14 protein-coding genes are annotated in these 14,463 nt (G+C 66.8%); 11 read left to right on the forward strand and 3 right to left on the reverse strand.

From position 1 onward, the window contains the following. Positions 1–102 precede the first annotated feature (102 nt). Positions 103–1,998 (forward strand): patatin-like phospholipase family protein, encoded by a 1,896-nt coding sequence (locus tag K4043_RS16505; RefSeq protein ID WP_321160154.1) that lies wholly within the window; start codon positions 103–105, stop codon positions 1,996–1,998. 67 nt (positions 1,999–2,065) lie between these two features. On the opposite strand, the gene K4043_RS16510 is transcribed toward K4043_RS16505, so the two are convergent. Beyond that, entirely contained in the window at positions 2,066–3,436 is a 1,371-nt protein-coding gene (locus tag K4043_RS16510; protein ID WP_121044267.1) for a short-chain fatty acyl-CoA regulator family protein, read from the reverse strand. Between the two features lie 111 nt (positions 3,437–3,547). Here K4043_RS16510 and K4043_RS16515 point away from each other — a divergent pair, with 111 nt between their 5' ends. The 5 genes from K4043_RS16515 to mmsB are packed head-to-tail and all read left to right on the forward strand — an operon-like array spanning position 3,548 to position 9,098. Continuing rightward, positions 3,548–5,053 (forward strand): CoA-acylating methylmalonate-semialdehyde dehydrogenase, encoded by a 1,506-nt coding sequence (locus K4043_RS16515; RefSeq protein WP_123731117.1) that lies wholly within the window; start codon positions 3,548–3,550, stop codon positions 5,051–5,053. A gap of 25 nt (positions 5,054–5,078) precedes the next feature. Then, the gene (locus tag K4043_RS16520) at positions 5,079–6,245 is read left to right on the forward strand and encodes an acyl-CoA dehydrogenase family protein (protein WP_123731118.1); all 1,167 of its coding nucleotides are present in this window, start codon (positions 5,079–5,081) and stop codon (positions 6,243–6,245) included. Next, positions 6,242–7,039 (forward strand): enoyl-CoA hydratase, encoded by a 798-nt coding sequence (locus K4043_RS16525; RefSeq protein ID WP_123731119.1) that lies wholly within the window; start codon positions 6,242–6,244, stop codon positions 7,037–7,039. Before K4043_RS16520 ends, K4043_RS16525 begins: the two co-directional genes overlap by 4 nt. Further along, a complete protein-coding gene (locus K4043_RS16530; protein ID WP_265309971.1) occupies positions 7,036–8,211 on the forward strand; it encodes an enoyl-CoA hydratase/isomerase family protein in 1,176 nt (391 codons plus the stop codon). Before K4043_RS16525 ends, K4043_RS16530 begins: the two co-directional genes overlap by 4 nt. Beyond that, complete coding sequence (mmsB, locus tag K4043_RS16535; RefSeq protein ID WP_123731121.1) at positions 8,208–9,098, forward strand: 3-hydroxyisobutyrate dehydrogenase; 891 nt, start codon at positions 8,208–8,210, stop codon at positions 9,096–9,098. Before K4043_RS16530 ends, mmsB begins: the two co-directional genes overlap by 4 nt. Before the next feature lie 170 nt (positions 9,099–9,268). Here mmsB and K4043_RS16540 read toward each other — a convergent pair whose 3' ends face one another. Next, positions 9,269–9,694, reverse strand: a complete 426-nt coding sequence (locus tag K4043_RS16540; protein WP_265309972.1) for an organic hydroperoxide resistance protein — start codon at positions 9,692–9,694, stop codon at positions 9,269–9,271. Between the two features lie 110 nt (positions 9,695–9,804). On the opposite strand from K4043_RS16540, the gene K4043_RS16545 reads away from it, so the two are divergent. Both K4043_RS16545 and K4043_RS16550 read left to right on the forward strand, forming a co-directional pair. Beyond that, the gene (locus K4043_RS16545) at positions 9,805–10,653 is read left to right on the forward strand and encodes an AraC family transcriptional regulator (protein WP_265309973.1); all 849 of its coding nucleotides are present in this window, start codon (positions 9,805–9,807) and stop codon (positions 10,651–10,653) included. 14 nt (positions 10,654–10,667) lie between these two features. Continuing rightward, positions 10,668–10,964: a hypothetical protein gene (locus tag K4043_RS16550; RefSeq protein ID WP_265309974.1), complete on the forward strand. Its 297-nt coding sequence runs from the start codon at positions 10,668–10,670 to the stop codon at positions 10,962–10,964. A 14-nt stretch (positions 10,965–10,978) separates the two neighbouring features. Here the strand turns inward: K4043_RS16550 and K4043_RS16555 are convergent, their stop codons facing one another. Beyond that, positions 10,979–11,935, reverse strand: a complete 957-nt coding sequence (locus tag K4043_RS16555; protein WP_265309975.1) for a cation transporter — start codon at positions 11,933–11,935, stop codon at positions 10,979–10,981. Between the two features lie 169 nt (positions 11,936–12,104). On the opposite strand from K4043_RS16555, the gene dusA reads away from it, so the two are divergent. From dusA to K4043_RS16570, 3 genes are all read left to right on the forward strand, one after another. Continuing rightward, complete coding sequence (gene dusA / locus K4043_RS16560; protein ID WP_265309976.1) at positions 12,105–13,121, forward strand: tRNA dihydrouridine(20/20a) synthase DusA; 1,017 nt, start codon at positions 12,105–12,107, stop codon at positions 13,119–13,121. Between the two features lie 212 nt (positions 13,122–13,333). Then, complete coding sequence (locus tag K4043_RS16565; protein ID WP_265309977.1) at positions 13,334–13,702, forward strand: hypothetical protein; 369 nt, start codon at positions 13,334–13,336, stop codon at positions 13,700–13,702. A 77-nt stretch (positions 13,703–13,779) separates the two neighbouring features. Continuing rightward, positions 13,780–14,463, forward strand: coding sequence for a response regulator transcription factor (locus tag K4043_RS16570; protein WP_019185514.1), 684 nt, complete (start codon positions 13,780–13,782; stop codon positions 14,461–14,463).

A 14,463-nucleotide genomic window follows, 5' to 3' on the forward strand; every position in this document is an offset into this window, starting at 1 on the left:
GGCGATACTGTCGCCATCGATCTCCCCGGTGCCTGCCTCGTGGCGGGCACCGCTGCGGAGGGTGCGTGGATCGGCCACGCACGGGGGACAGAGGACGGCAACGTGGCGGACAAGTACTGCGATCTGGTCATGAAGGGCGGCATCACCAGCGGCATCGTGTATCCCAACGCGGTGCTGTCTCTGGCCCGTGAGTACCGCTTCAAGAGCATCGGTGGCACCTCGGCCGGCGCCATTGCCGCCGCCGTGGCCGCGGCGGCCGCGCTGGGCGATCGGCGCCGCCAGGCCGGGGAGCCGGTAGCGGCGGCGGTGGGCTTTCCGGGGCTGGCCGACGTGTCCGCCCAGCTGTCCCGACAGGGCTTCATCCACAGCCTGTTCCAACCGGCGTACTGCGCGCGCACCGCGTACCGCCTGCTGGTGATGCTCACCGGCAAGGCCGGCCTGCTGCGCAAGATCGCCTGTCTGCTCGCCGCGGTGTTCGCGATCGCGCCGCTGGAGGTGCTGCTGTCGCTGGCTGGCCTGCTGGGCATCGGCTACCTGGCCGGTGGCATTGATGGCATCTGGGCGACGTTGCTGCCCTCCCTGTTGTGCGCCTACGGCGCCGGTGTACTGGCCTCGGCGCTGCGCGTGGCCCGGGTGGCCCGGCGTAATCTGCTCGGCCTGTGCAACGGCAGCACCCAGCCGAATGCCTCCGCGCCGGCGCTGACGGATTGGCTGCATACCCAGCTGCAGGCCTTGGCCGGCAAGCCGCATGACCAGCCATTGACCTTCGGCGATCTGCATACGGCCCCACGCTATCCCGGCGAGCCCAGCGGTGCGCACGCGATCACGCTGCAGATGATCACCACCTGCGTGTCGCACAGTGAGCCGCGCACGTTGCCATTCAGTGCTGCGCACTTCTGGTTCCTGCGCGAAGAGTTCGCGCAGCTGTTCCCGGCCAGCGTGGTCGAGTGGCTGGTTGCACGGGCCGGCGCGCCGGAGCGGGTGGACGGGCGCGACTACTATCGACTGGTAGACGGGGAGGAGCTGCCGGTGCTGGTGGCCACCCGCATGAGCCTGAGCTTCCCGCTGCTGATCAGCGCGGTACCACTGCACGAGCCTGCCCGTCGCGAACGTCGCTGCGCGCCGGTGGCCGATGCCGAGCCTCGTCGCGACAACACCAACGTCGCCGACAGCATGGAAGGGCTGACCAGTGGTGGCCAGAGCTGCGGCCCGGTGATCACCGCGTTCCGTGTGTGCTGGTTCTCCGATGGCGGGATCAGCAGCAACTTCCCGATCCACCTGTTCGATGCCGCGCTACCGCGCTGGCCCACGTTCGGCATCAATCTTGTTTACGCGCAGGCCGCCGAGGCGATCAGTGCAGTGCCTGAGGAGGAGACGAACGCGCATGCGCGGGCGGAGCAGGCGGTGTTCCTGCCGACCGAGAACCGCCATGGTTGGCAGCGCACCTACCAGTCCATCGCGCGGCCGCTGGCCGCCGCGGAGATGTCCGGTTTCCTGTTTTCGATCGTATCGACCATGCAGAACTGGCGCGATGTGCTGCAGGCGCGTGCGCCGGGGTACCGCGACCGCATCGTGCATGTCGCGCTGGAGGGCGACGAAGGCGGCATGAACCTGGACATGCCACAGGCCGTGCTCAGCCGCATCGCCGACAAGGGCAGCATCGCCGGGGAGCGCTTCTGCGATTTCTCTTTCGCCAACCACTACTGGATCCGCTGGCGCAACCTGGCTTCGGCCTACCAGCGCTACACGCTGGATGTGGCGCGCACCGATGACCCCGCACAACGCGTGGCGGCCTACGAAGCGGCGTATCAAAGTGTGGCCACCGGCACGCCGGTGCCGCCGTCCTACCGCTTGAGCTCGGAAGACAAACGCCACGAATCGCAGCAGTTGTGGAGGCACATGGTCGAGCAGGGGCAGACCTGGGAAGACCTGGGGCCGGACCTCACCGACGGCGCGCCGCGCCCGCTGCCGCAGATGAAGGTCACGCCGATCTACTAGACCGGTGTCCTTCAAACCGGTAGGTGCCGGCCGTTGGCCGGCACGATCCAACCGCCACCGGACCGCATCAGCCGCGGCCCGGCAGCTGCGGGAACGCGCGCTGCATGCAGTCCTCGCGCGGGCACACGCGGCAGCCCGGGCCGATCGAGACCGAGTTGCCCGGGCTCTGGATATCCAGCCCGCGCGTGTAGATCAACCGCTCGGCGTGCTGCAGATCGCAGCCCAGCGCCACCGCGAAGGTTTTGCGCGGCTGGCCATGCCCGATCGGGCCGCTGCTCACCTGCCGCGCCAGCCAGAAGTGGCGGCGTCCGTCAGGCATCCGCGCGGTCTGGGTCAGTACGCGCCCGGGTTGGTTGAAGGCTTCGTACACGATCCACAACGGGCACGAGCCACCCACCTGTGAGAAGTGGAAATCGGTGGCCGAATGCCGTTTGGAGACATTGCCGGCGCGGTCCACGCGGATGAAGAAGAACGGCAGGCCGGGCGCGCTGCGTCGCGCCAGCGTGCTCAAGCGATGGCAGACCGCCTCGAAGCCCACGCCGAAGCGATGGGCCAGCGCATCGATGTCGTACGCGCTGTGCTCGGCGGCGCGCAGGAACTGCGCATACGGCATCACCAGCGCACCGGCGAAGTAGTTGGACATGCCGATCCGGGCCTGCGCGATCTGCTCTGCTTCGCCGAAGCCCGCGCGCGCGATCACCGCATCGATCTGCGCCGCATAGCCCAGCAACGCCAGCTCGGCGGCCATCTGGAACGCCTGCTGGCCCGGCTCCAGGTAGTCGGGCAGCCACAGCGTGCGGCTGCCGCCGTCGTAGACGCGCTTCTCGCGCCCGGCCTGCAGCGGCCCCACTTCCACCAGTACGCCATGGCGGTCGGCCAGCAGCTGTCGCAGTCGCGGCGCCACGTGCCCGGCCACCAGTCCCCATTCGCCGAACAACTGCTCGGCCAGGTCATCCAGCTCGGGGATGTGGTTGTGCATGCGGTTGAAGAAATCGCGGACCTGGTCGCCCGCGGGCAGCGCCTGCCCGGCATGCACATCGCCCAGCTGGAACTCCAGCGCGGCGGCATGCTCGCGCAGCATCAGGTGGCGGCGGTGCAGGTCGAGCAGGGCACGGCTGATCTGCGGCAGGTTGCCCGCCATCGCGCGCAGTTCGGTGCTGCTGACATCGGCCAGGCCGAGGTCGCGCAGGGTCTCGCCCAGCGATTCCTGCAGCGCGCCGGGGTCATCGACCTCGAACAGCTCGCTGACGTCGCCCAGTACGTCGCGCAGCTTGCCCTGCACCGCCGGGGTCAGCGGCCGCTTGTTGCGCTCGATCTGGTTCAGGTAGCTGGCCGACAGCCCCAGCGCCTTGGCCAGCGCCAGCTGGCTGTAGCCGCGCTGCTCGCGCAGCTTGAGCAGGCGCAGGCCGATCTGGCGTTGGACGGGCTGGCTATTCACAGAATTCACAAAAATCGTAGCGGGGATTGGCCAGATTAAGCGCATACAGGCCGGAAATCGAGGGTGGCACTGTGAATAATGCAAACAACTTTCAACCCGCCGGGATTGTCCATGACTGTTGCAGCGCCCCGTATCCGCATGTTGATCGATGGCCAGTTCATCGAATCGGCCAGCTCGCAGTGGCAGAACGTGGTCAATCCGGCCACCCAGGACGTCCTGGCCCAGGTCCCGTTTGCCACCCCCAGCGAAGTCGACGCCGCCGTCGCCTCGGCCAAGGAAGCGTTCAAGACCTGGCGCAAGACCCCGATCGGCACCCGTGCGCGCATCTTCCTGAAGTACCAGCAGCTGATCCGCGAGAACATGAGCGAGCTGGCCCACATCCTCAGCGCCGAGCAGGGCAAGACCGTGCCGGATGCCGAGGGCGATGTGTTCCGTGGCCTGGAAGTGGTCGAGCACGCTGCCGCGATCGGCAACCTGCAGCTCGGCGAGCTGGCCAACAACGTGGCCAACGGCGTCGACACCTACACCCTGCTGCAGCCGCTCGGCGTGTGCGCGGGCATCACCCCGTTCAACTTCCCGGCGATGATTCCGCTGTGGATGTTCCCGATGGCCATCGCTACCGGCAACACCTTCATCCTCAAGCCGTCCGAGCAGGACCCGATGGTCACCATGCGCCTGGTCGAACTGGCGCTGGAAGCGGGTATCCCCAAGGGCGTGCTGAACGTCGTGCACGGCGGCGAAGACGTGGTCAACGCGATCTGCGACCACCCGGATATCAAGGCGGTGTCCTTCGTCGGTTCCACCCGCGTCGGCACCCACGTGTACAACCGCGCCTCGCTGGCCGGCAAGCGCGTGCAGTGCATGATGGGCGCCAAGAACCACGCCGTGGTGCTGCCGGATGCGAACAAGGAACAGAGCCTCAACGCGATGGTCGGTGCCGCCTTCGGTGCGGCCGGCCAGCGCTGCATGGCCGCCTCCACCCTGGTGCTGGTGGGCGAAGCGCGCGAGTGGGTGCCGGACCTGGTGGCCAAGGCCAAGACGCTGAAGGTCAGCGGTGGCAGTGTCGCCGGTACCGATGTCGGCCCGGTGATCTCCTGCGCCGCGCGTGAGCGTGTCGAAGGACTGATCGCCTCGGGCGTGGAGCAGGGCGCCAAGCTGGTGCTCGACGGCCGCAATCCGCAGGTCGATGGTTTCGAGAAGGGCAACTTCGTTGGCCCGACCATCTTCGCCGGCGTCAAGCCGGGCATGCGCGTGTACGACGAGGAAATCTTCGGGCCGGTGCTGGTGATCCTGGAAGCGGACACGCTCGAAGACGCCATCGCACTGATCAACGCCAACCCGAACGGCAACGGCACCGCGCTGTTCACCCAATCGGGTGCGGCCGCCCGCAAGTTCCAGGAAGACATCGACGTCGGCCAGGTCGGCATCAACGTGCCGATCCCGGTGCCGGTGCCGCTGTTCTCGTTCACCGGCTCGCGTGCCTCCAAGCTCGGTGACCTGGGCCCGTACGGCAAGCAGGTGGTGATGTTCTACACCCAGACCAAGACGATCACCTCACGCTGGTTCGATGACGAGACGCTGGGTCATGGCGTCAACACCACCATCAGCCTGAAGTAAGCAACAGCAACAACGGAGTTCGACCATGAGCCACTCGATGACGACGGAACTCGACGAAGCGCAGCAGGCCTATAGAGAGGCAGCGCGTGACTTCGCCCAGGCCGAACTGGCGCCGCACGCCGCGCGATGGGATGCGGAGGGCATCTTTCCGCGCGAGGCGATCGCCAAGGCAGGGGAACTCGGGTTCTGTGGGTTGTACATGGATCCCGAGGTCGGTGGCAGCGGCTTGAGCCGTCTGGACGCCGCCGTCGTCATCGAGGAGCTCGCCAATGTGGATCCGTCCACGGCGGCCTATGTCAGCATCCACAACATGGCGTCGTGGATGGTGGCCAAATGGGGCCAGCAGAGCCTGCGTGCCGCGTGGGGTGCAGACCTCTCGTCCGGCACCAAGCTGGCCTCGTACTGCCTGACCGAGCCGGGTGCCGGCTCGGACGCGGCCTCGCTGAAAACCAGCGCGGTGCGTGACGGCGACGATTACGTACTCAACGGCTCCAAGGCCTTCATCTCCGGCGCCGGTGCCACCGAACTGCTGGTGGTCATGGCGCGTACGGGCGGCCCGGGCGCGGGCGGCATCAGCGCGATCGCGGTGCCGGCCGACCTGCCGGGCATCAGTTACGGCCGCAAAGAAGAGAAGATGGGCTGGAACAGCCAGCCGACCCGTGGCATCACGTTCGAGAACGTGCGCGTGCCGGTCAGCCATCTGCTCGGCGAGGAAGGCAGCGGTTTCAAGCTGGCCATGAAGGGCCTGGACGGCGGTCGCATCAACATCGCGGCCTGTTCGCTGGGCGCCGCCCAGGGCGCACTGGATGCCGCCCGCCGCTACATGGGCGAGCGCCGCCAGTTCGGCAAGGCGCTGTCGGAGTTCCAGGCACTGCAGTTCAAACTGGCCGACATGGTCACCCAGCTGGTCGCCGCCCGGCAGATGGTGCACACCGCCGCGCGCAAGCTTGATGCCGGTGCCAGCGATGCCAACGTGTGGTGCGCGATGGCCAAGCGCTTCGCCACCGATGCCGGTTTCAACATCTGCAACGACGCGCTGCAGATCCACGGGGGCTACGGCTATATCCGTGAATACCCGATTGAACGGCTGCTGCGCGATTCGCGCGTGCACCAGATCCTGGAGGGCACCAACGAGATCATGCGTGTGATCGTGGCCCGCCATCTGCTCAACACTGAAGAGGAACTGCGATGATGGAGTGGCGCCAGCATGATCATGTCGGTCTGAAGGTCGAGGCCGATGGCCACGTTGCGGTCATCACCCTCAACAACCCGCCAGCGCACACCTGGACCGTGCACAGCCTGTCCGCGCTGCGCGATCTGGTCGGCGCGCTCAATGCAGACCGCGATATCTACGCGCTGGTGATCACCGGTGATGGCGAGAAGTTCTTCTCCGCCGGTGCCGACCTGAAGCAGTTCGCCTCCGGCGACAAGGCCGCCGCACGCGAAGCTGCACGCCGCTTCGGCGAAGCCTTTGAAGCGCTGTCCGGATTCCGTGGCGTGTCCATCGCCGCGATCAACGGCTACGCGATGGGCGGCGGTCTGGAATGCGCGCTGGCATGCGACCTGCGCATCATCGAAGAACACGCCCAGGTGGCGCTGCCGGAGGCCACCGTCGGCCTGCTGCCGTGCGCCGGCGGCACCCAGAACCTGCCGCGTCTGGTTGGCGAAGGCTGGGCCAAGCGCATGATCCTGCTGGGCGAGCGCGTCGATGCGGACACCGCACTGCGGATCGGCCTGGTCGAAGAGAAGGTCGCCAAGGGCGAAGCCAAGGCACTGGCGCTGGCATGGGCGCACAAGGCCGGCAAGCAGAGCCCGACCAGCATCGCCGCGTGCAAAACCCTGGTGCAGGCCACCCGTACCGGTACCCACGCCTCGGCGCTGGTCGCCGAACGCGAGGCCTTCGTCGATCTGTTCGACAGCGCCGACCAGGCCGAAGGCGTGAACGCCTTCCTGGAAAAGCGCGCTGCGCAATGGAAGAACGCATGAGCACCGCCGTCGCCCATGACGAGGCGCCGGTGCTGTTCGAAGAGCGCGCCGCCGGCAACGGCACGCGCATCGGCATCGCCACGCTCAACGCCGCGCGCACCCTCAACGGGTTCTCGCTGCCGATGGCGCACCTGCTGCGCGATCGGCTGGAGGCCTGGGCCGTTGATGACGGCATCGCGCTGGTCGTGCTGCAGGGCGCGGGCGAAAAAGCCTTCTGCGCCGGCGGCGACCTGCACAGCCTGTACCGCAGCATGGTCGACTACCGCGAGAGCGGAAAGGCCGACATCCGCGACAACGCCTACGCCGCTGAATTCTTCGACGTCGAGTACCGCGTCGACTACGCGATCCACACCTATCCCAAGCCGATCCTGTGCTGGGGCCATGGCATCGTCATGGGCGGTGGCATCGGCCTGATGTCCGGCGCCAGCCACCGCGTGGTCAGCGAGCGCTCGAAGCTGGCGTTCCCGGAGATCACCGTCGGCCTGTTCCCGGATGTCGGCGGCAGCTGGCTGCTGCCGCGCGTGCCCGGCCACGGCGGCCTGTTCCTGGCCCTGACCGGTGCGCCGCTCAACGCAGGCGATGCGATCTACGCCGGCCTGGCCGATATCCACATCGCCGAGGCACAGCGCGAGACCGTGTTCAATGCGCTGGTGGACGTGCACTGGAGCCGCGAGGCCAAGCGCAACCACGAACAGTTGACCGCGCTGCTGCAGCAGCACGCCAGCGATGCGGCCACCGGCCCGTTGCTGCGCAATGCCGCCACCGTGGATGCGCTGTGCACCGGTGACGACGTCGGCGCGATCGTCGAGGCGATCCTTGCCCTGGAGACCGAGGACGCCTGGTTGAAGAGCGCGCAGGCCACGCTCGCCGCCGGTGCGCCCGGCTCGGCGCGGCTCGCGTTCGAGCTGCAGCGCCTGGCCGAGGGCGCCTCGTTGGCCGAGGTCTACCGCATCGAGTACATCGCAGCACTGCATGCGGCCGCCCATGGCGATTTCGCCGAAGGCATCCGCGCGCTGCTGATCGACAAGGACCGCACCCCGAAGTGGCAGCCGCGCACGCTGGCGGACGCCACGGCCGAGTGGGCCCGCACCTTCTTCGTTTCGCCGTGGTCCGATGCCGCGCATCCGCTGGCCGACCTCGGCGCCACCGTCCCTGAAAGGAGCCACGCATGAGCCGTATTGCATTCATCGGGTTGGGCAACATGGGTGGCCCGATGGCCGCCAACCTGGCCAAAGCCGGTCACGCCGTGCGCGTGTTCGATCTGGTGCCCGCCGCCGTGCAGGCCGCCGTCGATGCCGGCGCCACCGCCGCCAGCTCGGCGCTGGATACGCTGACCGACGCCGAGATCGTCATCTCGATGCTGCCGGCCAGCCGCCACGTGGAAGGCGTGTACCTGGGTGATGACGGCCTGCTCGGCGACATCCCGGGCGGCGCGCTCATCATCGATTGCAGCACCATCGCCCCGGCCACCGCCCGCAAGGTTGCCGAAGCGGCCGCGGCGCGTGGCCTGCAGATGCTGGATGCCCCAGTTTCCGGCGGCACCGCAGGTGCGCAGGCCGGCACGCTGACCTTCATCGTCGGTGGCGAAGCCGAGGCACTGGAGCGGGCGCGCCCGCTGCTGCAGGCGATGGGCAAGAACATCTTCCACGTCGGTGCCAGCGGTGCCGGCCAGGTCGCCAAGCTGTGCAACAACATGGCGCTGGGCGTGATCATGGCGGTGACCGGTGAATCGATCGCGCTGGGCGTCGCGCACGGGCTGGACCCGAAAGTGCTGTCGCAGATGATGGCAGTCAGCACCGGCCGCAGCTGGGCCACCGAAGTGTGCAACCCGTGGCCCGGCGTGCTCGAAAACGCCCCGGCCTCGCGTGGCTACAGCGGCGGTTTCGGCAGCGACCTGATGCTCAAGGACATGGGCCTGGCGGTGGAAGCAGCGATGAGTGTCGGTGCCTCGATCCCGCTGGGCGAGCTGGCACGCAACCTGTATTCGATGAATCACCAGGCCGGTCGCGGCAAGCTGGATTTCTCCAGCGTGGTGCAGCTGATCACGCACGACCCATAAAGGCCGGATCCGGTAGTGCCGGCCGCTGGCCGGCAACGACGGTAGCCCGGGTAGGCAACGACCGTTGATCGTTGCAGCCGAACAAGATGCATCCCGTGGTCAGCCACAGGATCCACCGCGGTGGGATGGGCGGTTGCCAGACGATCAAGTCCGGCAGCCGCCCATTTTTTTCAGACCACCGTCAGCGTCACGTCGATGTTGCCGCGGGTCGCGTTGGAGTACGGGCACACGATGTGCGCCTTCTGCGCCAGGTCTTCGACCTGCTCGCGCGGCAGGCCCGGGACCGAGATTTCCAGCGCCACTTCGATGCCGAAGCCGGTCGGGATCTGGCCGATGCCGACCTTGCCGGTGATCTGCGTTTCAGCCGGCAGAGCGACCTTGGCCTGGCCGGCCACATACTTCAGCGCGCCCAGGAAGCAGGCCGAGTAGCCGGCAGCGAACAGCTGCTCCGGGTTGGTGCCCGGGCCGCCCGCACCGCCCAGCTCGCGCGGGGTGGAGAGCTGGATGTCCAGCACGTTGTCGGACGAGACGGCGCGGCCGTCGCGGCCGCCGTTGGCAGTGGCCTGGGCGGTATACAGAACGTTGGCAATGGACATGGGAATCTCCTGCGGAGTGAAAGGGGTGGGCCAGATGGCAGGTGTACTTTGCGCGCCTGGGTCGTACTTGTGGCAACATTTCGTCCAGAAAACTTGATCTGGAGTCCGCCATGGTCGACCGACTGCAATCCCTGTTGGACCGTTTCGCGGTTTCTGCCGAAGTCTTCCACGCTGGCGCGCTGTGCGGCATCAACGATCTGCCGGGCGATGGCGAGCGCGGCCAATTGCATCTGATCCGCGACGGCGATGTACGCGTCGAGCACCCGGACGGCAGCACGCTGCAGATCACCACCCCCAGCGTGCTGCTGTACCCGCGTCCGCTCGCGCACCGCTTCGTCACCGATGCCACGCGGGGCGCGGATTTCGCCTGCGCCAACCTGCAGTTCGAAGGGGGCGCCAACAACCCGGTCGCCGCTGCCCTGCCGCCGATCGTCTGCCTGCCGCTGGAGGGGTTGTACGGCGGCCAGCCGGTGCTGTCGCTGCTGTTCGAAGAAGCCTTCGCGCAGCGCTGCGGCCGCCAGGCGCTGCTGGATCGCCTGTTCGAAGTGGTGCTGATCCAGATCCTGCGCGCGCTGATGGAGAGTGGCCAGATCCGCGTCGGTCTGCTCGCCGGCATGGCCCATCCGCGTCTGCGCCACGCGCTGGTGGCCATGCATGAAGCACCCGCCGACGAGTGGACGCTGGAGTCGCTCGCGCAGCGCGCCGGCATGTCACGCAGCGCCTTCGCCGACAGCTTCCGCGACACCATCGGCAGTACGCCCGGGCACTATCTGCAGGGCTGGCGTACCCGCCTCGTGCAGCAGGCACTGCGCCGCGGCCACCCGCTCAAGCGCATCGCCATCGACGTGGGTTACGGCAGCGAAGCAGCGTTGTCGCGCGCGTTCAAGGCGCAGACCGGGCAATCGCCGCGGCAGTGGAAGAACATGCTCAACCCCATGGAATCTCCCGAGCGCGCATGACCTTGGAAAACTCAATGATGTTCAACGTTGTAGCCATGGTGGCATTCGCTTCCGTCTTCATCTACCTGGCGCTTTTCTATCGCTTCGTGCGCAAGTTCAGACACCAGTATCCAGATATGTGGAAGAGGCTGGGATGTCCCGAAACCTTTGGATTGCAGGGGCAGGTGACGCATCTCTGGATCATTCTCGGCCTGGAAAAAAGCGTGCCCTTGAAGGAACTGGGTGACATGCGCCGTGACGCGGCAATCCTCCGCATCCTTCTCGTAACAGAGGTGCTCGCCTTTCTCACTCTCGCAGTCCTTACTGGTTGACGGTCCGGGAACGCTCAGATCGCCCACTCCCGATCCGTCGTGAACATGATCGTCAGCCACCGGTCCGGCGACTCCTCACCCAGAGCTTCGCCGATCTCATCGCGCAGGCGATCCCATTCGATCAGCGCCCGCGGTGGATCATCGGCGCGTACCACGAAGAACAGTTCGATCTGCTCACCGCGCCCGACCTTGGCCACGTAGCTGCGGAATTCCAGGAAACCGTGCCTGGCCACGATGTCGCGCGCGACTTCGTCCACATGGGTCTGCAGATCCAGCGGCGTGATCAGCAGGATGTCCGACAACGCCTGGCGCACCGTGCCCATCGGCGCGACGACCACGAACAGGCAGACCACCAGCAGGATCGCCGGATCGATGTACGGCACCAGCCACGCCCAGTCGGTATCACCCAGCACATAGCCGCCGACGAAGGCGACCAGATACGCCGCCGACATGCTCGCCGCGACCACCCAGTTCTTCGCATCGAGCGCGATGAAGTCCGAGCCGATCGTCCGGTTCGCGCGGCGCACGAACAGTGCCAGGCCGGTTTCGGCCACGATCGACATCACCGCGAACAGGATCGCCGGCCCCAACGCGATCTCGCGTCCGCCGGACATCAGTGCGTCCACCGCATTGACCGCTGCGTACAGGGCGGCACCGATCATCAACGTGCCGCTGACCCCGAGCACGATCGGCTCCAGGTGCCAGAAGCCCATGGTGAAGCGCTGATTCAATCGCGACTGCAGGGTATCCACGTGGGTCGACAGGCTGATCAGGCGCACCACCAGCAGCGACAACCAGGTCATCACCACGTCGATCAGCCCGTAGATGCCGTCGAAGATGATCAGCGAGGAGTTGGCGAGCAGGCCAAAGGCCACCGCCGCCGCGGCCATCGCCAGCGATGCGGCGATCGACAGGCGCAGGACGCCTTGTTCGGTGGTGGGGTCGAAGCTGGGTAAACGGAACGCGGGCATGGGCGCCTGGGAGGGACGTGCAGGGCTGCATTGTCTACTGCCCTCGTTGCAGGCGTGTACTCCCCACGCGGTCCCGGGATCGTCGGGCTCCACGGGCAGCGTTCATGGGAAGGAGGTAAACTATTGATTGCGCTGGTATTGCCAGTGAATCCAGATAGCCCCGCACCCCATGACCCAGCCCATCACCGACGCCGCCGCGCGTTACGCCGCCTCCCTGCGCCTGTCCGTCGCCCCCATGATGGACTGGACGGACCGCCATTGCCGGTACTTCCACCGGCTGCTGGCGCCGGGCGCACGGCTGTACACCGAGATGGTGCACGCCAACGCGGTGATCCACGGCGACCGTGAGCGCCTGCTGGGCTTCGATGGCAGCGAGCATCCGCTTGCCCTGCAGCTCGGTGGCAGCAATCCCGCTCTGCTGGCCCAGGCCGCCCGTATCGCGGAGGAGTGGGGTTACGACGAGGTCAACCTCAACTGCGGCTGCCCGTCCGACCGCGTGCAGGCCGGGCGCTTCGGCGCCTGCCTGATGCGCGAGCCGGCCCTGGTGGCCGAGTGCGTGGGCGCGATGGTCGCTGCGGTGGACATCCCGGTCACGGTGAAGTGCCGCTTGGGCGTGGATGAGGACAACGACTACGAAAACTTCGTTAACTTCGTCGATCAATCGGCCAACGCAGGTAGCGAGATGTTCGTCGTGCATGCCCGCAATGCGTGGCTGAAGGGCCTCTCGCCGAAGGAAAACCGCGAAGTGCCGCCGCTGCGCTACGACTGGGCACACCGTCTCAAGGCCGACCGTCCGCAGCTGCAGATCGTCCTGAACGGTGGTCTGGCCACCGTCGAGGCCGCGCAGGCCCAGTTGCCGGTGCTGGACGGGGTGATGCTGGGCCGTGCCGCCTACCATGACCCCTACGTGCTGCATCAGCTGGAGGCCGCCCAGACCGGTGCCCCGCAGCAGTCCCGCGAGGCGCTGCTGCGCGCCATGCAGCCCTATATCGAGGCCCAGCTGGCCCGTGGGCTGGCGCTCAAGCACATCACCCGCCATCTGCTGGGCCTGTTCCACGGCCAGCCGGGTGGGCGTGCCTTCCGCCAGATCCTGAGCGAAGGCTCGCACCGCGTCGGTGCCGACTGGAGCCTGATCGAGCAGGCGCTGGCGGTGACCCGTGCCCAGGCCGAGCGCGTCGCGGCGTGAGCCGCGTCACCTTGTCAGCTTGACAAGGGCCCCGGTTTAGCCGCCAATGTTCACTTAGATGAACAAAGCGGGGAGGCAGGCGGAAAAGTTCAGACCGGATTCACTGGCTAAAACCAAGAATTCGCTAAAGATTCGTAAAGCGCCGGCCCAGGCTGGCGGTTGCCGATTCACAACTTTTGAACGTTTAGCCGCGCTCCGCTAGGATCAGACCGATGTTCTCCGTGACCCGCCACCGCCGCATTGCCGCCTTCGCCCTTCTGGCGACGGGCGCAGCTGCCTCCACCAGTGCGTGGGCGCAGATGCCGCCGCCGGAAGCGGGCCGTGCCGAGATGATGCGTACGGCCGAACGCGGCGGTCCGCAGGAGCGCTCGCTGTCCGATGCGGTGCGTCGGGTTCAACGTACTACCGGTGGACACATCCTCGGCGCCGAGCGCGTGCCCTTCGATGGGCGCGACATCAACCGGGTGAAGTACATGGATGATCGCGGTCGCGTCCGCTATATGGACGATCCGGCGACATCGCGTTCACAGCCCCGCACGCCGCGCTCGGATATGTCATCACTACGCGGCGATAACCCCTGAACAGGGATAGTTGTCCGCAGTCATCTGCATTACCCACTGGCCCCATGGGGCCATACCCAGGACACTAGGGAGAGTTCATGCGTATCCTTCTGGTCGAAGACGAAGCCCCGCTGCGGGAAACACTGGCAGCCCGGCTCAAGCGCGAAGGCTTTGCCGTCGATGCTGCGCAGGACGGTGAGGAAGGTCTGTACATGGGCCGCGAAGTTCCGTTCGATGTCGGCATCATCGATCTTGGCCTGCCCAAGATGTCGGGCATGGAGCTGATCAAGGCCCTGCGCGACGAGGGCAAGAAATTCCCGGTGCTCATCCTGACCGCGCGTTCGAGCTGGCAGGACAAGGTCGAGGGCCTCAAGCAGGGCGCCGACGATTACCTCGTCAAGCCGTTCCATGTGGAAGAGCTGCTGGCCCGCGTCAATGCGCTGCTGCGCCGTGCCGCCGGTTGGAGCAAGCCGACGCTGGAGTGCGGCCCGGTCGCGCTCGATCTCGCTGCGCAGACGGTCAGCGTCAACGGCAGCAACGTGGATCTCACCAGCTACGAGTACAAAGTGCTCGAGTACCTGATGATGCATGCCGGTGAACTGGTCTCCAAGGCCGACCTCACCGAGCACATCTATCAGCAGGACTTCGACCGCGACTCCAACGTGCTGGAGGTCTTCATCGGCCGCCTGCGCAAAAAGCTCGATGCCGACGGCGAACTCAAGCCGATCGAAACCGTGCGTGGCCGCGGTTACCGCTTCGCCATTCCGCGCAACGAAGGCTGA

Source organism: Stenotrophomonas sp. SRS1 (assembly GCF_026130205.1).
Taxonomy (GTDB): domain Bacteria; phylum Pseudomonadota; class Gammaproteobacteria; order Xanthomonadales; family Xanthomonadaceae; genus Stenotrophomonas; species Stenotrophomonas rhizophila_B.